We start from the raw sequence: 21,365 nt of genomic DNA on the forward strand, positions 1-21,365 counted from the left end.
GATATGGCGGGAGCGTGCACGAAGGTCCGGAAATCGCTTGCCTGCCCTGCGGGAACCGTGTGGGCAGTCGGTTCGTGAGCCCTTGACACGCTCCATCGACACCCATAGGTTCCCGACACAGGTGACGAACTGGTTTCCGAAACTATCGAGAATCGCCGTCCGCAGCGGCGTCCGTGTGGCCTGCCGGAACGACCTGCCCCGGTGCGGCCAGAGGGGTTCGCATGACGAGTCAGCTACCTGTCGACGATCGATTGACGTCACCGGACGACGATCGGTGGCGCGACCCGACGCGGCGCCCCGACGAGCGGGCCGACGCGCTCATCCCGCTGATGTCGCTGGAGGAGAAGGTCGCCCAGTTGGTCGGCCTCTGGGTCGGCGCCGACGCCTCCGGCGAGGGTGTCGCGCCCCACCAGACCGACATGGTCGAGCACACTCCGCCCTGGCCCGAGGCGATCCGGTACGGCCTGGGGCAGCTGACCCGACCCTTCGGCACCGCACCGGTCGATCCGGTCCTCGGCGCCCGGTCGCTGGCCGCCAGCCAGGCGCAGATCGTGGCGGCGAGCCGCTTCGGCATCCCGGCGCAGGTGCACGAGGAGTGCCTGACCGGCTTCGCCGCCTGGCGGGCCACCGTCTACCCGGCACCGCTGAGCTGGGGCGCCGCCTTCGACCCGGAACTGGTCGAGGAGATGGCCGACCGGATCGGACGGTCCATGCGGGCGGCCGGCATCCACCAGGGACTCGCCCCGGTGCTCGACGTGACCCGCGACTACCGGTGGGGACGCACCGAGGAGACCATCGGCGAGGACCCGTACCTCGTCGGGACCACCGGCGCGGCGTACGTACGGGGGTTGGAACGGGCCGGGGTGGTGGCGACCCTCAAGCACTTCGCCGGCTACTCGGCCTCCCGGGGCGGGCGGAACCTGGCGCCGGTGCCGATGGGCCGCCGGGAACTCGCCGACGTGATCCTGCCGCCGTTCGAGATGGCGTTGCGGCTCGGTGGCGCCCGCTCGGTGATGCACTCCTACGCCGAGATCGACGGGGTGCCGGTGGCCGCCGACGAGGAGCTGCTCACCGGAGTGCTGCGCGACCGGTGGGGCTTCGCCGGGGTCCTCGTCGCCGACTACTTCGCGGTCCGCTTCCTGCAGAGCCTGCACGGGGTGGCCGCCGACGCCGGGGAGGCCGCCGGTCTCGCGTTGCGCGCCGGCATCGACGTGGAACTGCCCACCGTGGACGCCTACGGCCCCCCGCTGGTGGCGGCGGTCCGGTCCGGTGCCGTCGCGGAGACGCTCGTCGACCGCGCGCTGCGCCGGGTCCTGATCCAGAAGATCGAGTTGGGGCTGCTCGACGAGGGCTGGCAGGAACTGCCCGCCGACGTCGACGAACTACGCCTGGACGACGAGGCTGGCCGGTCCGTCGCGCTGCGGCTGGCCCGCCAGTCCGTCGTCCTGCTGCGCAACTCCGACGGCGCGCTGCCGCTCGCCGCCGACCGGCAGGTGGCCCTGATCGGCCCGGTGGCCGACGACCCGATGGCGATGCTCGGCTGCTACTCGTTCCCGCTGCACGTGGGCGTGCACCATCCGGAGCACGGCGTGGGGGTCGAGATCCCGTCGCTGCGCACGGCCCTCCAGCAGCGCCACCCCCGCCTGACGTACCACCCGGGGACCGCCGTCACCGGCGACGACACCTCCGGCATCGCCGCGGCGGTCCAGGCCGCCACCGAGGCCGACGTCTGCGTCCTGGCGGTCGGCGACCGGGCGGGCATGTTCGGCCGGGGCACCTCCGGCGAGGGTTGCGACGCCGTCGACCTCGACCTGCCCGGCGTCCAGGCCGAACTGGTCCGCGCGGTGCTGGCCACCGGTACGCCGGTGGTGCTGGTGGTGCTCTCCGGCCGGCCGTACGCGCTCGGCGCGCAGGTGGCCGACGCCGCCGCCGTCGTGCAGGCGTTCTTCCCCGGCCAGCTCGGCGGTCAGGCGCTGGCCGAGGTGCTCACCGGTGAGGTCGACCCGTCCGGACGGCTGCCGGTCAGCGTCCCCCGGCACGGCGGGGGCCTGCCCGGCACGTACCTCTCCCCTCCGCTCGGCCACCGGACGCAGGTGTCGTCGGTGGACCCGACGCCCGCGTTCCCGTTCGGGCACGGCCTGAGCTACACCACCTTCGAGTGGGACGACGCGGCGGTGACCGACCCCGGGGACAGCGGTCCCACGCCGTGGCCGGTCGACGGCACCGCCACGGTCGGCGTCACGGTCCGCAACACCGGCGCGCGGGACGGCACCGAGGTGGTCCAGCTCTACCTGCACGATCCGGTGGCGCAGACCACCAGACCGGTGGTCCGCCTGGTCGGGTACGCGCGGGTGCCGCTGCGACCGGGCGAGGCGGCCCGGGTCACCTTCGAGGTTCCCGCCGACGTCACCTCCTTCACCGGACTGCACGGCCGGCGCGTGGTGGAACCCGGTGACGTCGAGCTGCGGCTGGCCCGGTCCAGCGGCGACCCGGTGGCGCGGCTGGCGCTGCGGCTGGTGGGCGCCGAACGCGAGGTCGGCACCGACCGGGAACTGGTCTCCCGCGCTTACGTCACGCCCGCCACCCAGGGCCGGCGATGAGTGCCCCGGCCTCGGTGACGGCACCAGCCCCCGACCCACCGACGCGCCCACCCGGCACCCCGCGCCCGACCCGGCGCACGTGGCGGCGGGCGCTGCGCCGGGACTGGCAGCTCTATTCGCTGGCGATCCTGCCGCTGCTGTTCTTCCTGATCTTCCGGTACCTGCCGATGCTGGGCAACGTGATCGCCTTCCGCCGGTTCCAGCCCGGCGGGAGCATCTTCGGCGAGTACTGGGTCGGCCTGCGGTACGTGAAGATGTTCCTGGCCGACCCGACGTTCTGGAACGTCTTCACCAACACGCTGGTGCTGGGCGGGTTGACCCTGCTGTTCTGCTTCCCGCTGCCGATCGTGCTGGCGCTGCTGCTCAACGAGGTCCGGGCCCGCCGGCTCAAGCGGTTCGTGCAGTCCGTGTCGTACCTGCCGCACTTTCTGTCGATCGTGATCGTGGCCGCCATGGTGATGCAGTTGCTCTCCATGGACGGCACGGTGAACTCACTGGTCACGTCCGCCGGCGGCGAGGCGGTGCCGTTCCTGCAACGCCCCGAGTGGTTCCGGACCATCTACATCTCGTCCGAGGTCTGGCAGACCGTCGGCTGGGGCACCATCCTCTATCTGGCCGCGCTGACCACCATCGACGAGGACCTGTACGAGGCGTCCCGCATCGACGGCGCGAACCGCTGGCGACAGACCTGGCACGTCACGCTGCCGGGGATCCGGCCGACCATGGTGACGTTGCTGATCCTCAACATCGGCACGTTCATGGCGGTCGGGTTCGAGAAGATCCTGCTGCTGTACAACCCGCTCACCTACCCGACCGCCGACGTGATCTCCACGTACCTGTTCCGGATGGGCTTCGGGTCCAGCAACTTCAGCTACGCCGCCGCGATCGGCCTGTTCGAGGCCGTGATCGGGCTGATCCTGGTGCTGTCGGCGAACCTGATCGCCCGTCGCACGGTGGGGACGAGCCTGTGGTGACCGTCGACTCCACCACCGCCCGGTCCCGTCCCCGCCGCCGACGGGGCATCCGGCAGAGCCGGGGCTACCGGGCGTTCCAGGTGGCCAACGCGATCGTGTTGACCCTGGTCGTGCTGGTGACGCTCTATCCGTTCGTCAACATCGTGGCCCGCTCGCTGAGCAGTGAGGCGTTCATCATCGCGGGCGAGGTGAACCTGGTGCCGCGCGGGTTCACCGTCGACACGTACCGCCTGGTGTTGTCCGACTCGCTGTTCTGGACGAACTACCGCAACACCCTGGTCTACACGGTGACCGCCACGCTGATCTCGATCGTGCTCACCACCTGCTACGCGTACGTGCTGTCCAAGAAGGACCTGAAGGGACGCGGCGCGCTGGTCGGCATCGCGGTGTTCACGATGTTCTTCTCCGGCGGTCTGATCCCCAACTACGTGCTGGTCACCAGCCTCGGCCTGAAGAACAGCGTCTGGGCCATCGCGCTGCCCAACGCGATCAACGTGTTCAACCTGCTGGTGATGAAGGCGTTCTTCGAGAGCCTGCCGAACGACCTGGAGGAGGCCGCCGCCGTCGACGGGCTGAACACGTACGGCATCCTGCTGCGGATCGTGCTCCCGCTGTCGAAGGCCATCGTCGCCACCATGGTGCTGTTCTACGCGGTGGCCTTCTGGAACTCGTGGTTCGCCGCCTTCCTCTACATGGACCAGCAGGAGCTGTGGCCGGTCACCGTGTACCTGCGCAACCTGATCGCCGGTGCCACCGGCGCCGAGAACGTCGGCGCGATCGCCGAGGCCAACGAGGTGCAGGCCGAGGCGACCCTCAAGTCCGTGACCATCGTGCTCACCACCCTGCCCATCCTCCTGGTCTATCCCTTCGTCCAGCGGTACTTCGTCCGGGGCATCATGCTCGGCGCGGTCAAGGGCTGACCAGCGGTTCCATCCCCGCTCCCACCACACCGAAAGGACCGCCATGTTCCGCAGATCGTGGCGACAGGTGGCGATTGCCGCTGCCGCCCTGCTCACCGCCTCCACCCTCGTCGCCTGTGGTGACGACCCGTCCGACAACCAGGACCTGTCGGAGAACCGGGCCGGGGCGATGGAGAACTACGCGGTCGGTACGCAGTTCAAGGCCACCGACCCGATCTCCTTCTCCGTCCTCTACAACAACCACCCGAACTACCCGTTGAAGAACGACTGGCTGTTCTGGTCCGAGCTGACGTCCCGGACGAACGTCACGCTGGAACCGGTCGCGGTGCCGCTGAGCGACTACAACCAGAAGCGCAGCCTGCTGATCGGTGCCGGCGACGCACCTCTGCTGATCCCCAAGACGTACCCGCCGGACGTGAACACGTTCGTCTCCTCCGGGGCGATCCTGCCGGTCAGCGACTACCTCGATCTGATGCCGAACCTCAAGGAGAAGATCGAGAAGTGGAACCTCCAGCCTGAGATCGACACGCTCCGCCAGCAGGACGGCAAGTTCTATCTGCTGCCCGGTCTGCACGAGAAGCCGTGGCACGATTACTCGCTGGCGATGCGCACCGACATCCTGGAGGAGCTGAACCTGGAGGTCCCGAAGACCTGGGACGAGCTCTACACCGTGCTCAAGGCGATGAAGGCCGCGTACCCGGACGTCTACCCGTTCTCCGACCGGTGGAGCCAGCCCAACCCGGCCGGCAACCTGCTCAACCTGCTGGCCGTCACGCACGGGCTGGACGGCGCCGGCTGGAACTTCCAGCACATGAGCTGGAACGCGCAGGCGCAGAAGTTCGAGTACACCGGCGCCACCGAGCACTACCGGCACGTGCTGGAGTACCTCAACAAGCTGGTCGCCGAGAAGCTGCTCGACCCGGAGAGCTTCACCCAGACCGACGACGCCGCCCGGCAGAAGCTCGCCAACGGCAAGTCCTTCGTGATCAGCGCGAACGCCCAGGCCGTCGTGAACGACTACCGGCCGGACCTGGCGGCGACCAACCCGAAGGCGAAGATCGCCAAGATCCCGCTGCTGGTCGGACCGGCCGGTGAGATCAACCCCTCCAGCCGGCTGGAGAACGGCATGATGATCTCGTCGAAGGCGCGGGACAGCAAGAACTTCGTGGCCATGATGCAGTTCGTCGACTGGCTCTGGTATTCCGACGCCGGCCAGGAGTTCGCCAAGTGGGGCGTGGAGGGCACCACCTTCGTCAAGGACGCCTCCGGCAAGCCCACGCTGGCACCCGACGTCAACGTCATCGGCCTCAACCCGAGCGCGCCCAAGCACCTGCAGAAGGACTTCGGCTTCTACAACGGCGTGTTCGCCTACGGTGGCAAGCCCGAGCTGGTCCAGGCGTTCTTCTCCCCCGAGGAGCAGGAGTTCCAGCAGGTGATGAACGCCCGTGCGCCGAAGTCACCGCCGCCGCCGTACCCGCTCAACGACGAGGAACGCGAGCAGGTGTCGCTCTGGGAGACGCCGCTGCGTGACCACGTCTACCAGGCCACCCTCCAGTTCATCCTCGGCCAACGGGACCTCGGCCAGTGGGACGCCTACCTGGCGGAGCTGAAGGCCAAGAACATGGACGCGTACGTGGAGCTGGCGAACAAGGCGCACGCGCGCTACAAGGAGGCGAACGGCTGACCCCGGGGCCGGTCCGATCGTGTCGGTGCGATCGGACCGGCCACTTTCCCCGCGCCGCCCCCGAGCCCCCGAGGACGAGGATGCGCACCGTTGTCGACCACACCGCGCCCTGCGGGAACGCGAGCCGCCTGCGCGGCCAGGAGCGGCCGTGAGCGCCGTGGTGCGGGAGTTCGGCGACGGGCCGCTGTCGCGGGGGGCCGCGCTGATCTACACGCTGCTGGTGGTCGAGGTGCTGCTGCTGGTCTGCGCGGCCCCCGGCCTGATCGCACTCTTCGCGCTCGAACGGCACCCGAGCAACCTGCCACTGGTCGCGCTCTGCGCGGTGCCGCTCGGCCCGGCGCTGTCCGCCGCGCTCTACACGCTGCACCACCAACGCCTCGACCTGACCGACCTGCACCCGGGTCGCCTGTTCTGGCGCGGCTACCGGGCCAACCTGGTCGGTGCGCTGCTGGTCTGGGTGGCGACGCTGGCGTGGCTGACCGTCATCGCGGTCAACCTGGTCAACCTGCCGGTGGCCGGAGTTCCCGGCTGGTGGGTGGTGCCGCTGGTGGCGGTCGGTGTCGGGGTCGCCGTGGTCGGGATCAACGCGCTGGTCATCACCTCGCTGTTCGCGTTCCGGCTGCGCGACGTGCTGCGGCTGGCCGGTTACTTCGTGCTGCGTACGCCGGTGGTGGCGGTCGGCACCGCGTTGTTGCTGGTGGCGGCGACGGCGCTGACGCTTGTCGCGTCGGAGGCGGCGACCGCGGCCCTGGGGTCGTTGCTGGCACTGGCGCTGGTACGCGGCGCGGTGCCGATGACCGACGTGGTCCGCGAGGAGTTCGTGCGGTGACGGATGTAAGGAAGGGCCCCTTCCTAACGTCTCGTGTATAGCAGGGGTCCCCTCCTTACATCCGGGCGCGACGGGCGACGGCGCGGGCGTGCGCGATCGCCAGCAGCCGGTCGATCTCGGGCAGCATCTGCGGGCCGGGCATGACGATGCCGACGAAGCCGTGCCGGGCGTACGCGGGATGCGGCAGCACGGTGTCCAGCCGGGCGAAGTCGTACTCGTGTCGATGCTGCGGGAAGTCGGCGGGCGGGAAGCCGAACAGCCGCGTGAACTCGGTCCGTCCCAGGTCGAGGTTGAGCCGGAAGACACCGGGCCGGTCGAGTCCGGCCTCCTCGTCGAAGCCGGGCACGTCGCGTTCCACGATGGTGGCGAACGGCCGGCGGTGATCCGGGCCGACGGAGAAGAACCTGTCGCCCCAGGCGCCCTCCGGCGCCCCGGTCTCCTCGCTCGCCACGAGTTGCGTGGTGCCGGGCAGCGCCAGGATCCGGGCCGCGAGCATCGCCGGGTCGGTGCCGGTCGGCACGTGCAGCAGCACGTCCGCGTGGTCGACGGTCGCCTGCTCCAGCGGGAAGTAGCGGTAGTCGTGGGTCCGTTTCCCGGCGGGTCGCACCGTCGAAGCGGGGACGTACCGGGGCAGGTCGCCGTCGCGCTGGAGGGCTCCTTCGAAGGAGTCGGGCTCGGGCTCCCCGATGCCGAGGGCCGGGCTGACGCCGAGGCTGCCGACCACCACCGCGTACCCGTCGCCCAGCAGCGAGCCGACGATCGCACCGGCACTGCACCAGGTGACCTCGGTGCCGGCCATCGTCATCGTGCCCGGGTCGCGTTGCAGGTGCCGGTGGTGCGCGAACACGAGGGTCGGGCCCCGGTCCGCCTCGGCCGCGCGGATCGCGAGCAGGTTCTCCGCCATCAGCGCGGCCCGGACCGCCACCAGTCGGGCGAAGCGTTCCTCCCGGCCCAGCGGCGCGGCCGCCGCCGCGTGGTAACGCAGCACCGCGACCGCCGACGTGGCCTGCGCGTACGCCGCCCGCCAGCCGTCCGGCCGCCGGGGCGCGTGCAGGTACAACTCGGTCAGCAGGTCGTCGGCGAGCACCCGCAGACGCTGTGCCTCGGGCGTGCCGCCGACCGACCGCCCCGGCTCCCAGATCGCCGCCTGGTCGCTCCATCGGGTCTCGTCACCCACCAGGGAGTCGATCTCGGCCGTCCGGTCCTGGCCCAGGTACTCGCAGACCCGCAGCAGGAACGCACGGGGGCTCGGCGCACCGGTGATCTCCAGCGGGGCGTCGAAGCCGTGGAACGTCAGGCGCTCGGCCGTCGGCCGCCCCGCGTTGTACTCCCGCATCCGCACCAGCAGGTCCCGGTTGGCCGGGGCGTCACCGAACCCGTGGCTGAACCCCTCGGCGAGCGCACGCTCCAGGGTCACCGTGGCGGAGCCCTGCACGAACTCGTCGGCGACCAGGCCGGCGGCGCGGTCGCTCTCCAACGCGATCGACCGGTATCCCCGCTGCGCCAACGCCAGGAACAGCTCGGTGCGGATCTGGAGGAAGGCGGATTCGCCGTGTGTCGGTTCGCCGAGCGCGAGCAGGGTCGGCGGTACGGGAAGCAGGTCCAGGAGATTCGTCACTCCATCGACCGTATCGCTGAACCACCCGTTGAGACTTTCGAGCAAACTGTCACGGTGAACGTGGTGCAACCCTCAAACAGCGTGACACGTCGGCCGATCGACCTGGCCCGTCCGCACGGCCTGTCCGCCCAGGCGGTGCGCAACTACGAGCGGGACGGGGTCCTGCCGCCCGCCCCGCGCAGTCCGAGCGGCTACCGCCGATACACCGAGCGGCACGCCCGGGCCCTGGACGCGTACCTGGCGTTGATTCCGGGGCACGGGTACGCGGCGAGTGGCGAGATCATGCGCGCCGTGCACCGGGGCGAGATCGACACGGCGTTGCGGGTGATCGACCAGGGTCACGCTCTGCTGCACCGCGACCGGGAGACCCTGGACGCGGTCGAGACGGCGGTGGCGGTCCTCACCGGGGCCGCGCCCGACGCGCCCCGCCGGGCGGAGCTGTCGATCGGTGCCCTGGCGCACCGGCTCGGCGTACGGCCGGCGACCCTGCGCAAGTGGGAACGGGCCGGCGTGCTGCGACCGGACCGTGACCCGGCGACCCGCTACCGCGTCTACGCCCCCGACGACGTGCGGGACGCCGAACTCGCCCATCTGCTGCGGCGCGGCGGATACCGGCTCGACCACATCGCCGACGTGCTCGACCGGGTACGCGCCGCCGGGGGCGCCGCGCCGCTCGCCGCGTCGCTGCACGGCTGGCGGGAGCGGCTCACCGTCCGCGGCCGGCACCTGCTCACCGGCGCGGCGCGACTCGCCGCGTACCTGGACTCTCCTGCGGAGACGCCGCTGCCCGGCCGGTGAGGGGTGCTCACCGACCGGGCAGTCGTGGTGGTTCCGGGTCAGGAGGTCAGGTCCCCGAGGCCCTTCATCATCTCGGCGAAGTCGGTGGTCTCCGCCGCCGGCGGGGTCTCGATGTTCACCGGCTTGCCGTAGTCGGTGTAGTCGACGGTGATGTCGCCGAGGTTGCCGGTGACGACCTTGGCCCGACGGGGCTGGTACTGCCCGTCGACCCAGAGGTCGATGGTGATCTCCTTGACGCCCTGCTTGGCCAGCTCCTGCTCGACGCCCTTGCGCATCTCGGCGTCGACCTGCTGGAGGTACTCATCCATCGTCTGGGTCACGGTGTAGTGGACGGTGTCCACCCCGTTCACGTTCTCCTCGCCCACGACCTTGACGTTCTCGCTGGCGAGCAGCGCCTTGACCTGCTTGCTCGGGTCGACGTCCTCAAGCTGCTTGGTGAAGTTCGCCCCGCCCTCCGCGCCGGCGGCAGCCACGTCGATCTTCAGCCAGCGCTTGCCGCCCATGCTGGCGCGCTCGGTCTCCGGGACCTCGACGTAGACCGCGGTCTCGATCATCCGGATCGTCGTCGGCTTGCCGTCCGAGTCGGTGGTCGTCATCTCGACCTTGACCGGGTCACGCAGATCGATGACGCCCTTGGCGGTGATCTTCTCACCGGCCGCCGTGCCCTCCATCGAGATGGTCACCGAGTCGCTGGACTGGGTCTTCTCCACGGTCTTCTGCAGCGACCCCTTGAGGTCCTTGGCGAGCTGCTCCAGCACGTTCGGCTGCGCCGCGGCATCCGAGTCGGACGCCGAACCGCCGCCGCCGCAGGCGGTCATCGCGAGTGCCGTGAGCGCGGAGACCGCCACGACGGCGACCCTCTTGGACAGTGACAACTGACAGCCCCATTCCCTTGACAAACTCTGGGGGACCTCCCCCAGCCAGACCGCCGACACGCTACCGGAGTCGGTCAACCCCCGTGCGACCCACCGACGTCCGCGCGGCCTCAGAACAGCGGACGACCGTACGTGTCCGGCACTCCGGACTTGCGATGGAAGTACGCGTTGATCTGATCGCACCACTCCTGGGCGCTGCGCCGCTGCTCCGTCAGGCGCTCGTCCACCCGGGCGTACACGACCGGGTCGACCAGCCCGTCCAGCGCCGCCCAGCGGTCGCTCATCGCCGCCACCTCCGCCACCCCGGCGAAGTGCGTGTCATAGATGTGCTGTACGACGGTGCTGCCGCTGTGCAGCACGTGGTCGTAGCGCACGTGGTGGAAGAAGAGCAGCAGCTCGTCGGGGCACTGCTCCACCGACTCGTACACCTGCGACCAGGGTGGCGGGTACTGGCCGGTGAAGCCGGTGCCGGTGGCCCGGGTGCGGTCCACGCCCACCCCGTCCCGGTCGGCGAAGTGGTAGGTGCCCCAGCTCGTGTACTCGTACCCGTCGACGTCCGGGCCGTAGTGACGCCCGGGGCGCACCATGAAACCCACCCCCAGCGGGGCGGTGTACCGCTCGTAGGTGCGCCACGAGTCGTCCATGACCCCGTGCAGCGTCCGCCGCAGCAGCTCGGGATCGGCGCTGGCCGCCGGATCGAAGGTCAGGTCGATCCACTCGTCGAGCACGTCCTCCGGGCGCAGACGCGGGTCCCAGGCGAGCCGGCCGTAGGCGTACAGGTTGGCCTGGGCCAGTGGGTGACCGGTCCAGAACGGGTCGTCGCCCACGTTGGAGACGGCGGCCAGCCCGCCCCCGTCGGCGGCCACGTCGGCGACCGTCGGCCCGTCCTCGCCCCACGGCGTGAACCGCAGCACCTCGTGCCACCAGGGCGCCAGATAGCAGACGTGCCGCTGCTGCCCGGTGTACTCCTGGGTCACCTGGAACTCCACCGCCAACCGGGTGTCCGGCATCGCCGTGATCACCGGTGACACCGGCTCCCGGGTCTGGAAGTCCAGCGGACCGTGCTTGACCTGCACGATCACGTTGTCCCGGAAGCGACCGTCGAGCGGGGCGAAGTGGTCACCGGCGGCGCGGGCCCGGTCGGTGGAGCGGTCCCGCCAGTCCTGCCGGTGGTTGTAGACGAAGGCCCGCCAGTGCACCACGCCCCCGTACGGTGCCAGCGCCTCGGCCAGCAGGTTCGCCCCGTCGGCGTGGTCGCGGCCGTAGCTGAACGGGCCGGGCTGTCCCTCCGAGTCGGCCTTCACGAGGTATCCGCCGAAGTCCGGGATGCGGGCGTAGACCCGGGCGGTGGTCCCGGCCCACCAGGCACGCACCGTCTCGTCGAGCGGGTCGGCGGTGGGCAGCCCACCGACCATCACCGGCGCGGCGAAGTTCACCGACAGGTGCACCCGGATGCCGTACGGACGCAGGTCCTCGGCGATCTCGGCGACGTCGTCGAGCCGGTCGGTGAGCAGCCGCGCCTCGGTGGCGTGCACGTTGACGTTGTTCACCGACACCGCGTTGATCCCGCACGCCGCCAGCAACCGCGCGTACGCCCGCACCCGCGCCCGGTCCGGATGTGCCCGGCCGGCACGCCAGAGGATCGACCCGCCGGCGTACCCGCGTTCGACCTGGCCCATCACCGGATGCACGTCGACGTTGTCCCAGTGGTTCAGCATCCGTCGCCGCATCACCGGCCGGTACGCCCGCGCCGGATGCGGTGCGCCGAACGCCGACTCCCCGAGCCGGACCACGTGGAACAGCCCGTGGAGCAGGCCCGCCGGTGCGTCGGCCAGCACCACCGTGACCTCGCCGTGGCGGACGACCGCGTATCCCTCGGGACCGAGCGGACCGCCACCGGCGGCGTCCAGGTCGGCCCGCGCGGCGTCGAGGACGCCCTGCGTCCCGTCGCCGTCCACTGTGGATGCATGGTGGTCGGTCAGGGTGAGGACGAGGTGGGCGGGTGGGCCGTCGGCGGACCGGCGGACCGTGCCGCCGTGGGTGGCGCAGGCGGTCCGGACCTCGTGCCACACGGTGTCGACGAGCAGGCCGTCACCGTGGACGAGGGTGTGCCGGGAACCGACGGCGCGGAACGCGGCCGGCGGCAGCCAGGCGGGGTGGACGTCGGTCGGGTCGGAGCCGGTGTCGCGCTCCGGGCAAATCCGTCGCATTACGCAGATCGTAACTAAGTCGATCGATGCGTCAAGGTCCTTCCGGAACCTTTCGGGCGGTACCGACCGGAGTCTCCAGGAGCCGCGCCAACTCCCCCGGGGTACGCGGACGGGCCCCGGCCAGGCCGGGCACGCGGTCCAGCAGCCGATGCACCACCGGTGCCCACGCCGGAGTCAACGCGGCACCGTCGAGCAGGTCCCCGCCGCCCAACTCGGCGCCGGACACCCCCTGCCGGATCCGGCCACCCGCCACCAGCACCCGTTCGTCGGCCCACCGGTACGCCAGGTCCACGTCGTGCGTGGCGAGCAGCAGCGTGGTGCCGGCCCGGTGCAGGGCGTCGAGCGTGCGCAGCAACGCCTCCACCCCCGACGGGTCGAGTCCGGCGGTCGGCTCGTCCAGGATCAGCACCCGGGGCCGCAACGCCACCGCCCCGGCGATCGCCACCCGCTTACGCTGGCCGTACGAGAGCAGGTGGGTGGGACGGTCGGCGAGGTCGCCGATCTCCAACGCGGCCAGCGCCTCGGTACACCGCTGCCGCACCTGCGCGTCGTCCAGACCGAGGTTGACCGGCCCGAACGAGACGTCCTGGAAGACGGTCGCGGCGAACAACTGGTCGTCGGGGTCCTGGAGCACCAGCTGCACCTGCTGACGGACGTCCAGCAGCCCCGCCCGGGTCCGGCGCAGCGGCACCCCGCCGACCAGCACCGTGCCGGCGTCGGCGGCCAGCGATCCGACCATCAGCCGGAACAGGGTCGTCTTGCCACCGCCGTTGGGCCCCAGCACGGCCATCCGCCGCCCGGCCGGCACCGACAGGTCGGCGCCGGTCAGTACCGGACGCTCCGCCTCGTACCCGAAACTGACCCCGCGCAGCTCCAACAGCGGCGGATCGCCGCTCACCCGAGCACCACCAGCATCCGGGTGGCCAGCACCACCGCCGCCAGCAGCAGCACGGTGACGACCAGGAACGCCGCCGACGGCTGGCGGACCTCGGTGCGTACCGCCAACGAGCCGGTGTAACCGCGCAGCGCCAACCCCTCCTCCCAGCGCCGGGCCAGCGAGAACGCACGGACGAAGACCGCGCCGGCCTGCCCGGCCAGCGACCGGTAGGTGCTGGCCCAGGTCCGGTAACCCAGCCGGGCCGCCTGGGCCTGCCGCACCGCGTGCACACTCTCCAGCAGCAGGAACAGCATCCGATAGATCAGCGCGGCCACCTCGGTGACCGCGCTGGGCACCCCGAGACGCTGGAGCCGGGGCAGCACGTCGGCCAGCGGCGTGGTGGCGGCGAAGAGCAACAGGCAGAGCAGCGCGGCGCAGGCCCGACCGGCGGTCGTGGCGGCCGTCGCGAGCCCCTCCGGCGCCCACCGGACCTGCGTCGGACCGGAGACCGCCACCAGCATCGGCACCGAGCCGGTCAGGATGAACAGCAACGGCGTCCGGGCCACCCGCACCAGCAGACGCGGCGGCAGCGCCGCCGGCCCGAGCAACGCCACCGCTGCGGTCAGGCCCACCACCAGGGCGCCCGGCCACGGCGGCAGGAGCAGGGCGCAGCCCAACAGCCCCAGAGCCAACAGGGCCTTCTCCACCGGGTGGCGGCGTCGCCAGGGGCTGGCGTACGCCGCCACGTCCAACGCGAGCACTAGTCGGTGGTCTTCTCCCCGGTCGCGGACTGCTCGCCACGCAGCCGCTGCCGGGTCCGGGCCACCCCGAAGTAATAGCCGAGGAACCCGGCACCGAGGGCGGCCTGAAGCGCGAACAACGCCGACTCGATCTCACCCGACGGCGGTTCGTAGATCGAACTGAACCACGGCTCGTAGTCGGGATGGTCGTTGACGATCGCCTCCTCGGCGAGGGCGTCGGCACCGGCGAACGGCTCCTCGCCGCTGCCGAGCCCCAGCACCAGCGGCGCCACCGCCAACGCCACCACGGCGAGCAGCAACAACAGGTTGGTCCGGCCGAACGACTTCACGCCACCGCTCCCTGGGTCGTCGGGGCCGGACGGCGCAGGATGCCGAGCCGGCGGAGTTCCTGCGGGCTCACCCGGACCAGCAGCCGGACCACCAGGACCGTGAGCAGCCCCTCGCTGATCGCCAGCGGGATCTGGGTGACCGCGAAGATGGACCCGAACTTGGCCAGCGCGCCGACGAAGCCCGAATCCGGGTCCGGGAAGGCCAGCGCGAGCTGCGCGCTGGTCACGCAGTACGTCGCCAGGTCGGCCAGGGCAGCGGCGAAGAACACCGAGATGCCGAGGCCGCCACCGAACCGGCGGATCAGCGCGTACACGCCGAAGGCCACCCAGGGACCGACGATGGCCATCGAGAAGACGTTCGCGCCGAGCGTGCTCAACCCGCCGTGCGCCAGGAGGAGCGCCTGGAACAGCAACACGATCGTGCCGAGCACACTCATCACCGGTGCCCGGAACAGGATCGCGCCGAGACCCACACCCGTCGGATGGGAACAGGAGCCGGTCACCGAAGGGATCTTCAGCGCCGACAGGACGAAGGTGAACGCCCCGGCCGCGCCGAGCAACAGCTTCGCGTCGGGGTTCGCGCGGACCTGCTGGACCAGGTTGCGCGCACCGTGGATGACGAACGGTGTCGAGACCGCGAACCATGCCGCCGCCTGCACCGGTGGTAGGTAGCCCTCAGCGATGTGCATGAGTCGACCTCCCCTTCCAACACCTCGTGGACGAGATCACATGTCGGGGTCGGTCTCCTGGCTCCCGGATCGTCGCGTACTCCGGCCTTCCCAGGTCCTCCACGGACCCAGTGGCGTACAAGTCGGAGTGAACTCCCCGGTCACAGTGGCGAGGGCCGCGCCGGTATCACACCGGCTTCCCGTTACCGCGACGGCGCGACGTTATCCGTTCCGCACACCGACGCACAAGACTCGTCGATGCCACCGCGACCGTACGCGGGTGAAGAGTGCCGTTTGTCACGACGATTCACGGGTAGACGCCAGATCCGTTGCGAGAAGGGGCCGACCGGTTGGACGAGAACGAGTTCATCGACTCCGTGGCGCACCGCACCGGCGCGTCGACGGAGCAGGCGACCGCCATCGCGCGCGCCACCCTGACCACGCTCGCCGAGCGGATCGACGGCGGCGAGGCACGGGACCTGGCCGACCGACTCCCGGAAGGGCTGCGGGCGTACACGTTCGCGCCCAGCGAGACCGCCGAACGCTTCGGGCTCGACGTGTTCGTCGACCGCGTCGGCGGCCGTGCCGACGTCGATCCCGACCTGGCCGAGGCCGGCATCCGGGCGGTCCTGGACACCATTCGAGGTGACGTCGCCCCCGCCGACCACGACGACGTCATCGCGAACCTGCCGGCCGAACTGTGGCAGGTGGCCAACCCGGCGCCGTCGTACGACGCGCAGCGCGACCGCGGCTAGCGGGTCACCGCCCGGTCAGGTGGGGCGCCGGCTCCACGTACACCGGCAGGTGGTGCCCGGCCCTGGCACAGAAGAGGGCGACCTCGTACGCCATGTCCCCCACCTCCGCCGAGCCGTCGATACCGACGGTGAGGATCGCCCCGTTGCCGGTGGTGGCGTGGAACAGGAACGCCCGCGACATCTGCACCACCACCTGGTGCAGCTCACCCTCACCGCACAATCGGGCGGCGGCCAGACCGAGCGCCTGGAGCCCACAGACCACACTGGACAGTTCCTCGGCGATCTCCTCGTCGATGCCCCGCGAGGCCCCCAGCATGATGCCGTCCGGGGAGAGCACCACCGCGAACTTGGCGCCGGGCACCCGATCCACGATGTCGTCGAGCGCGTCGTTGAGGTTCTCGGCGGTGACCAGGGCATGGGTCATAAGGGCGCTGTCCTCTCGTCGAAACTCCTACGTTCGTACCAGAGAAGACGCGGCCTCAGGAGCCCACTGGTGGCCCGATCCTGTTCTCTGATCCCCCTAACGTACGACGACGCTGGTCACCCTAATCGGACGGGTCGGACGTCCCGGTCACACCGGGAATCCCTCTTCTGACCGACGGTGACACCCGCTCAGGACGACGGCACCGGCCACCGCAACCCCACCAGGCCGGGCACGGCGACACGACCCAGTTCGGCACCGCTGGTCGGGTCGAGCCACCGCACCGCCGACGGCCCACCCACATAGAGACGGCCACCGTCGGGGCCGAGGACGAGACCGGTGACGGGGGCGTCGACCGGTCGTTCGGCGACGACCCGCAGACCGACCGCATCCACCGTACGCAGCACACCGGCCCCGCCGAGGAACAGTCTTTCGTCGTCCGCCGTCGCGTACGCCGGGCCGGACGCCCCGGGCACGACGGCGGTGCGGCGTACCGTCAGTTCCTCGGTGGAGATCTCGGCGACGGTCCCGGAGGTCAGGTCGGCGACGTACAGCCGGGAACCGTCCGGGGCGATCGCCATGGCGTGCCCGTCGGCTGTGCCCTCCCCGAACGGGTGCGGCAGATCCACGCAGTAGGCCCACCGCTCGTGCAGGTGCAGCGTGTGCACGAAAGCGTGGACGTCGCTCCCCGGCCGTCCACTGATGCGGTCCCGGGTGTGCCGATGCTCGGGCTGATGGGTGTAGAGCGTGTACAGGACGCGACGGTCCGGGGCGAGTACCGCCTGACGCCCGTCACCGCGCATCTCCTCCTCCGCGCCCGCCGGGATCGCCTGCTTGAGGCGGGTCTGCAACGGGCCGGCCACACCGGTGGCGAGGTCGACCACCCGAACCCGGTACCGGTCCGGCGTCTGCGGCGGCAGCCACTCCAGCACGAAGAGGCCGGTGTGGTCGTGGGTGAACGCCTCCGGGACGACGTTGCCCGGCAGTCGCCGCCGGTGCCGCACCCCACCCGCGTCGGCGATCAGCACCGGCGTGGCGTCCCGCCCGGCCGGAGACGCTGCGGTGACGCTCACCGCCTCGGTGGTCAGTGCCACCCACGTGCCGTCGGCGGAGACCGTCTGCGGCACCCAGCGGCCGGGCAGCCGCACCCGGGCGGAGGCGACACCGGTGGCGGTCTCGATCCGCCAGAACGCGGTGTCGGCACCCTCCGGCGTGCTCGCGTACACCGACCGCCCCTCGGCGGTGGCGACGGCGTGCGGGACCACCTGCCGTTCGGCACCACGGAGCAGGCCGAGTCCGTCGGCCAGGTCCACGAGCAGCGGATCCGGCGGCACGCCTGCCACCGGTGACCCGGTCGGATCACACCCGACCAGCGTCGCGGCACCCGCGCCCACCAGCGCGGACAACAGGGTACGGCGGGTGGTCGTCCTCGTCGCCATCATGCCCGGATGACACCGTCACGCCGATTCCGGTTCCGTCGGCGGAGAGTGGAACCTGAACGCCGCGACCGGTGTCAGGACAGTGATCCCACCGGAGGTTCCCCTGGACGACGAGGAACTCGTCACCCGCGCGCAGGCAGGTGACCTGGAGGCGTACGAACTCCTGGTCGCCCGGCACACCGCGTCCGCGTACCGGACGGCGATCCTGCTCGGCGCGGGAGCTGACGCGGAGGACATGGTCCAGGAGGCGTTCGTGAAGGGCTACCGGAAACTGTCCCGCTATCGCGGCGACGCCTCGTTCCGATCGTGGCTGCTGGCGATCGTGGCGAACGAGACACGCAACCTGCACCGGTCACGCGACCGGCGTACCGGTCTGGTGCTGCGGGCCGCCCGGGCGGCACCGTACTCGGAGGCCGCCGAGGACGGGGCCGTCGACGCCGCCCTCGCCGGGGAACGGCGAGCCACCCTGGTCCAGGCTCTGCGGTCGTTGCCGGAGCGCGACCGCGAGGTGATCGTCTGCCGCTACTTCCTCGACCTGTCCGAGGACGAGACGGTCGCCATGCTCGGCTGGGCACGCGGCACGGTGAAGTCGCGGACGTCCCGCGCCCTGGTGAAGCTGCGTGGCCTGCTCGACGTCGAGGAGCTGAGCCGTGGCTGACCTCGAACGGGAGCTGCGCGAGCTGTCCGCCTGGCTGGAGACCCCCGAGCCGCCGGACGTCACCGCCCGGGTCCGCGCCCGGCTGGCCGCCCCCGCCCGATCCTCGCGGACCATCGAGGGACGCCGTCGTCGATGGCGGTACGCGGTGGCCGCGCTTCTCGCCGCCCTCCTGGTGATCGCCCTGCCGCCCGGACGGGCCGCGCTGGCCGACGCGGTGGCCGGACTGCTGCGCTTCGCCGGCATCACGATCAGCACCGCACCCGCCCCGCCGCCACCGACGGCTTCCCCGTCGCCGCTGCCCGCGCAACGCCCGACCGATCTGGGCGAGGCGCACCGGCTGGTGCGGTTCCCGGTCCGGGTACCGGCCGCGCTCGGCCCGCCCGACCGGGTGCTGGTGGCCGACCCGGACGGCGCGGGGGGACACCGGGTGGCGACGCTGCTCTACCGGGGCGGTCAGATTCGGCTGGACGCCTTCGACGGGCAGCTCGACGGCGTCTTCCTCAAACAGGCCGGCGGATCCGGGGCGCAGTGGACGGAGGTCAGCGGACGACAGGCGGCGTGGATTCCCGGCCCGCACCCGATCTCGTACGTGGATCGGGACGGGGTGGTGCGGGAGGAGAGCGCCCGGCTGGCCGCCGCGACGCTGATCTGGGAGCAGGGCAGAGTGACCTACCGCCTCGAAGGCGAGCTGACGGTGAACGAAGCGGTCGAGATCGCATCGTCGCTCGGATAGCGCGAATCAACGCCACGTAGCCGCCTCCAGATCACGGTCGCATTGCCGGGCCTCGATACCGTTCACGGTCGTGGACGAGCTGACGGTCGGGCAGCGGGCGGCGCGGCTTCTGGAGGGCGACGACGTCGACAAGGACGACGTCCGTTTCTTCCTGGCGCGCCTCCTACAGGTGCAGGAGGAACAGGGACGAGCGGCCAGCCGGGCGGTGACCCGAGGGCTCGCTCTCGCCGCCGCATTCGTCGTCCTCACGCACAGCACGCTCCTGGAAGCCGAACTGCTGGGGATGAAGATCCATGACATCTCCCCGATGCGACTCGTCATCCCGGTCGCCATGATGCTCATGGTGCTCCGCGCGGTCACCGCCCTACGGCTATCCCTCTTCTACCGACGCGTCTTCCACGAGGCTGCCGGTCAGCAATTGCCGAGCTGGCGGGCGTCCGGGCTGCTACCTCTGCTCAGCCCGTGGAACGGGCCGATGTCGACCCATGCCAGCCCGGTCCGACTCGACGTCGATGAGCATCCGGCAGTGGACCGCCTGCATCAGGTGATGCGAACGACTGACTCCTGGGCGGGTATCACCGCCCTCGCGGCATTCCAGGTGTACGCGTTCGTCATGTTGTTCCACGATCCGCGAGTCCCGACCATCGCGATCGTCGCTTCTCTCGTTCTCACGGTGAGCCTGATGTCGTTCGTCGCCGCGTACCTGTGGTACGTCAACCTGAGCAGGCCCTGAGTTCTGCTCCCCGCGCACGCTGGGATGATCCGACGAAGCCCACCAGTTCGTCTGCCACCTGAGCCTGTTCCCTGCGCACGCGGAGCGGAACAGGACCCCACCTCAGCACGCGATCTTGAAGCCTGGGCAACCGGCAGAACTGGTGGCTACTTTCCGTGTCCACCTGTGTCGTTTGATCTGAGAGAACTCAGCCGTTCTCCCCTCGGCTATCGGCTTGCCATGGTCAGAGCGCGCACTTCATCCAGGTACGAGGCGACCTCACCCTTATCCGGATAGTGGCTGGCCAGCGTATCCGCCAGTTCGCGCGAGCACATCAAGAGGGATGGCAGCGACTTTCGGTCGCCTTCGAGGGCTTGGCGTCCATGGGACACCGCTGCTTCGACATCTCCGTCCCTGGCCGCTGTGACACCCAATGTCACCCACGCTTCCGCAATTCGCATGGGCTTGCGAGGGATGCCGTGCGGGTCGGTCGATGAGCTGATGACCTCCTGGGCGTACATGTTGGCCAGGCGGTTTTCACCGACGATGCGGTAGCAGTCCATGGCGTAGAAGTCGAACTTGGCGGGGTCGACCATGAAGTGGTGGTCGACGTCCGCCGGGTACGGGAGGGACTCCAGGAGGCGGCGACCTTGGTCAAGGGCGGTTTCGACCTGTCGTCTGTCGCCCAAACGCGCCCAGGCTTTGGCACGCTGTGCCGCGAGTTGGACCGCAGCACCATCGCTCGTTGCCATTTCCTCGCCCGCCTCAGCGGCAGCGATGGCACCTCGGTAGTCGCCCTGCGTCAGCGCGAACCAGGCACGCATCTCGTGCGTCCAGGCGACGACGGCACTGTTGCCAGCCTCTTCACCAAGTGAAAGCGCCGCTCTACGGGTACCCTCTGCGGTTCTACGGTCGCCCATGTCGTACTCAAGGCAGCCGACCAGGAGGGCGACCCATCCGGCGAGGGTCAGAACCTCCCGGTGCTGAGAGAGCGTGAGTCGGCGATCCATCATGGATGTGAGGCGCCGCAGCCATGCCTGGCCCTCGGTGTGGAGCTGCTCCGAGGGTATGTACGGGTACTCGCAGCAGAGACGGTCGGCGGTGACTGTCAGAGCATCCAGGGTCGACGGCGAAACGTCGGACGCACGGACTCTCGCCAGGATCTCCAGTGTCTCCATCCCGGTCCCGGCGAACAGTGCCCGATCTGCATCGTGCGAGGTCTGGGGAGGAAAGAACGCGGCGGTAACGGTGCCGAAGGTCTTGGCTATGAGCGTCTTGTAGAACGGGTCCGGCTCCGTTCCGCCGGCTTCCCAGCGCTTCCAGTTGCGCAGCAAGGTGCTGTCCGTGGGGAGCCGCTCTCTTGAGTGGGCACGAAGCGCCCGGATCGCATCCGCCTGGGACCAGCCCCGCGCCGCGCGTTCAGCGCGTAGTCGGGAGGCCCAGACCGGCCGGTCCTCGGAAGCGTCCAGAACTTCTGCCATGCCATCCATTATCGCTCTATCCA

Annotated in this window: 20 protein-coding genes and 1 riboswitch; of the genes, 10 read left to right on the forward strand and 10 right to left on the reverse strand. The window is 70.5% G+C overall.

Annotation, left to right across the window (positions count from 1 at the left end):
* Window positions 1-221: 221 nt before the first annotated feature.
* The 5 genes from HUT12_RS19575 (at window position 222) to HUT12_RS19595 (ending at window position 7,007) form a co-directional block, all read left to right on the forward strand.
* Window positions 222-2,600: a glycoside hydrolase family 3 N-terminal domain-containing protein gene (locus HUT12_RS19575; protein WP_176094305.1), complete on the forward strand. Its 2,379-nt coding sequence runs from the start codon at window positions 222-224 to the stop codon at window positions 2,598-2,600.
* Window positions 2,597-3,574 (forward strand): sugar ABC transporter permease, encoded by a 978-nt coding sequence (locus HUT12_RS19580; RefSeq protein WP_176094306.1) that lies wholly within the window; start codon window positions 2,597-2,599, stop codon window positions 3,572-3,574. Before HUT12_RS19575 ends, HUT12_RS19580 begins: the two co-directional genes overlap by 4 nt.
* Entirely contained in the window at window positions 3,571-4,494 is a 924-nt protein-coding gene (locus HUT12_RS19585; RefSeq protein ID WP_131053697.1) for a carbohydrate ABC transporter permease, read from the forward strand. Before HUT12_RS19580 ends, HUT12_RS19585 begins: the two co-directional genes overlap by 4 nt.
* A gap of 43 nt (window positions 4,495-4,537) precedes the next feature.
* Window positions 4,538-6,178 carry an extracellular solute-binding protein gene (locus tag HUT12_RS19590; protein WP_131053698.1) on the forward strand — a complete coding sequence of 547 codons (1,641 nt, stop codon included), beginning with the start codon at window positions 4,538-4,540 and terminating at the stop codon, window positions 6,176-6,178.
* Window positions 6,179-6,326: 148 nt separating this feature from the next.
* Window positions 6,327-7,007, forward strand: coding sequence for a DUF624 domain-containing protein (locus HUT12_RS19595; protein WP_131053699.1), 681 nt, complete (start codon window positions 6,327-6,329; stop codon window positions 7,005-7,007).
* A gap of 55 nt (window positions 7,008-7,062) precedes the next feature.
* Here HUT12_RS19595 and HUT12_RS32895 read toward each other — a convergent pair whose 3' ends face one another.
* Entirely contained in the window at window positions 7,063-8,625 is a 1,563-nt protein-coding gene (locus HUT12_RS32895; protein WP_254876889.1) for a DUF6194 family protein, read from the reverse strand.
* An 81-nt stretch (window positions 8,626-8,706) separates the two neighbouring features.
* Between HUT12_RS32895 and HUT12_RS32900 the strand changes: the two genes are divergently transcribed.
* On the forward strand, window positions 8,707-9,423 hold the full coding sequence (locus HUT12_RS32900; protein ID WP_254876890.1) for a MerR family transcriptional regulator: 717 nt from the start codon (window positions 8,707-8,709) through the stop codon (window positions 9,421-9,423).
* A 38-nt stretch (window positions 9,424-9,461) separates the two neighbouring features.
* Here HUT12_RS32900 and HUT12_RS19605 read toward each other — a convergent pair whose 3' ends face one another.
* From HUT12_RS19605 to HUT12_RS19630, 6 genes are all read right to left on the reverse strand, one after another.
* Window positions 9,462-10,298 (reverse strand): hypothetical protein, encoded by an 837-nt coding sequence (locus HUT12_RS19605; RefSeq protein ID WP_131052647.1) that lies wholly within the window; start codon window positions 10,296-10,298, stop codon window positions 9,462-9,464.
* A gap of 110 nt (window positions 10,299-10,408) precedes the next feature.
* Window positions 10,409-12,508, reverse strand: coding sequence for an alpha-glucuronidase (locus HUT12_RS19610; RefSeq protein ID WP_176094307.1), 2,100 nt, complete (start codon window positions 12,506-12,508; stop codon window positions 10,409-10,411).
* 31 nt (window positions 12,509-12,539) lie between these two features.
* The gene (locus HUT12_RS19615) at window positions 12,540-13,406 is read right to left on the reverse strand and encodes an energy-coupling factor ABC transporter ATP-binding protein (RefSeq protein ID WP_131052649.1); all 867 of its coding nucleotides are present in this window, start codon (window positions 13,404-13,406) and stop codon (window positions 12,540-12,542) included.
* Window positions 13,403-14,146, reverse strand: coding sequence for a cobalt ECF transporter T component CbiQ (gene cbiQ / locus HUT12_RS19620; protein ID WP_176094308.1), 744 nt, complete (start codon window positions 14,144-14,146; stop codon window positions 13,403-13,405). Before cbiQ ends, HUT12_RS19615 begins: the two co-directional genes overlap by 4 nt.
* Window positions 14,146-14,475 carry an energy-coupling factor ABC transporter substrate-binding protein gene (locus tag HUT12_RS19625; RefSeq protein WP_131052651.1) on the reverse strand — a complete coding sequence of 110 codons (330 nt, stop codon included), beginning with the start codon at window positions 14,473-14,475 and terminating at the stop codon, window positions 14,146-14,148. Before HUT12_RS19625 ends, cbiQ begins: the two co-directional genes overlap by 1 nt.
* Window positions 14,472-15,164, reverse strand: a complete 693-nt coding sequence (locus HUT12_RS19630) for an energy-coupling factor ABC transporter permease (RefSeq protein ID WP_131052652.1) — start codon at window positions 15,162-15,164, stop codon at window positions 14,472-14,474. Before HUT12_RS19630 ends, HUT12_RS19625 begins: the two co-directional genes overlap by 4 nt.
* A 29-nt stretch (window positions 15,165-15,193) precedes the next feature.
* Window positions 15,194-15,399: riboswitch (cobalamin riboswitch) on the reverse strand.
* Between the two features lie 94 nt (window positions 15,400-15,493).
* Here HUT12_RS19630 and HUT12_RS19635 point away from each other — a divergent pair.
* Complete coding sequence (locus tag HUT12_RS19635; protein WP_131052653.1) at window positions 15,494-15,898, forward strand: DUF2267 domain-containing protein; 405 nt, start codon at window positions 15,494-15,496, stop codon at window positions 15,896-15,898.
* A gap of 4 nt (window positions 15,899-15,902) precedes the next feature.
* On the opposite strand, the gene HUT12_RS19640 is transcribed toward HUT12_RS19635, so the two are convergent.
* Complete coding sequence (locus tag HUT12_RS19640; RefSeq protein WP_131052654.1) at window positions 15,903-16,322, reverse strand: roadblock/LC7 domain-containing protein; 420 nt, start codon at window positions 16,320-16,322, stop codon at window positions 15,903-15,905.
* 188 nt (window positions 16,323-16,510) lie between these two features.
* Window positions 16,511-17,761 carry a hypothetical protein gene (locus HUT12_RS19645; RefSeq protein ID WP_254876891.1) on the reverse strand — a complete coding sequence of 417 codons (1,251 nt, stop codon included), beginning with the start codon at window positions 17,759-17,761 and terminating at the stop codon, window positions 16,511-16,513.
* A gap of 79 nt (window positions 17,762-17,840) precedes the next feature.
* On the opposite strand from HUT12_RS19645, the gene HUT12_RS19650 reads away from it, so the two are divergent.
* From HUT12_RS19650 to HUT12_RS19660, 3 genes are all read left to right on the forward strand, one after another.
* On the forward strand, window positions 17,841-18,416 hold the full coding sequence (locus HUT12_RS19650) for an RNA polymerase sigma factor (RefSeq protein WP_254876892.1): 576 nt from the start codon (window positions 17,841-17,843) through the stop codon (window positions 18,414-18,416).
* Window positions 18,409-19,149: a hypothetical protein gene (locus HUT12_RS33230; RefSeq protein ID WP_176094309.1), complete on the forward strand. Its 741-nt coding sequence runs from the start codon at window positions 18,409-18,411 to the stop codon at window positions 19,147-19,149. Before HUT12_RS19650 ends, HUT12_RS33230 begins: the two co-directional genes overlap by 8 nt.
* A gap of 70 nt (window positions 19,150-19,219) precedes the next feature.
* Window positions 19,220-19,882 carry a hypothetical protein gene (locus HUT12_RS19660; protein ID WP_176094310.1) on the forward strand — a complete coding sequence of 221 codons (663 nt, stop codon included), beginning with the start codon at window positions 19,220-19,222 and terminating at the stop codon, window positions 19,880-19,882.
* 206 nt (window positions 19,883-20,088) lie between these two features.
* Here HUT12_RS19660 and HUT12_RS19665 read toward each other — a convergent pair whose 3' ends face one another.
* A complete protein-coding gene (locus HUT12_RS19665) occupies window positions 20,089-21,342 on the reverse strand; it encodes an XRE family transcriptional regulator (protein ID WP_254876893.1) in 1,254 nt (417 codons plus the stop codon).
* Window positions 21,343-21,365: the final 23 nt, after the last annotated feature.

Origin of the sequence: Verrucosispora sp. NA02020, assembly GCF_013364215.1 — a bacterium.
Lineage (GTDB): Bacteria > Actinomycetota > Actinomycetes > Mycobacteriales > Micromonosporaceae > Micromonospora.

What these genes read in the sequence shown, in the direction of transcription:
- HUT12_RS19575 (WP_176094305.1), top strand. Translation starts at nt 222, where the DNA reads ATGACGAGTCAGCTACCTGTCGACGATCGATTGACGTCACCGGACGAC.
- HUT12_RS19580 (WP_176094306.1), top strand. Translation starts at nt 2,597, where the DNA reads ATGAGTGCCCCGGCCTCGGTGACGGCACCAGCCCCCGACCCACCGACG.
- HUT12_RS19590 (WP_131053698.1), top strand. Translation starts at nt 4,538, where the DNA reads ATGTTCCGCAGATCGTGGCGACAGGTGGCGATTGCCGCTGCCGCCCTG.
- HUT12_RS19610 (WP_176094307.1), bottom strand. Translation starts at nt 12,508, where the DNA reads ATGCGACGGATTTGCCCGGAGCGCGACACCGGCTCCGACCCGACCGAC.
- HUT12_RS19630 (WP_131052652.1), bottom strand. Translation starts at nt 15,164, where the DNA reads ATGCACATCGCTGAGGGCTACCTACCACCGGTGCAGGCGGCGGCATGG.
- HUT12_RS19640 (WP_131052654.1), bottom strand. Translation starts at nt 16,322, where the DNA reads ATGACCCATGCCCTGGTCACCGCCGAGAACCTCAACGACGCGCTCGAC.
- HUT12_RS19645 (WP_254876891.1), bottom strand. Translation starts at nt 17,761, where the DNA reads ATGATGGCGACGAGGACGACCACCCGCCGTACCCTGTTGTCCGCGCTG.
- HUT12_RS19665 (WP_254876893.1), bottom strand. Translation starts at nt 21,342, where the DNA reads ATGGCAGAAGTTCTGGACGCTTCCGAGGACCGGCCGGTCTGGGCCTCC.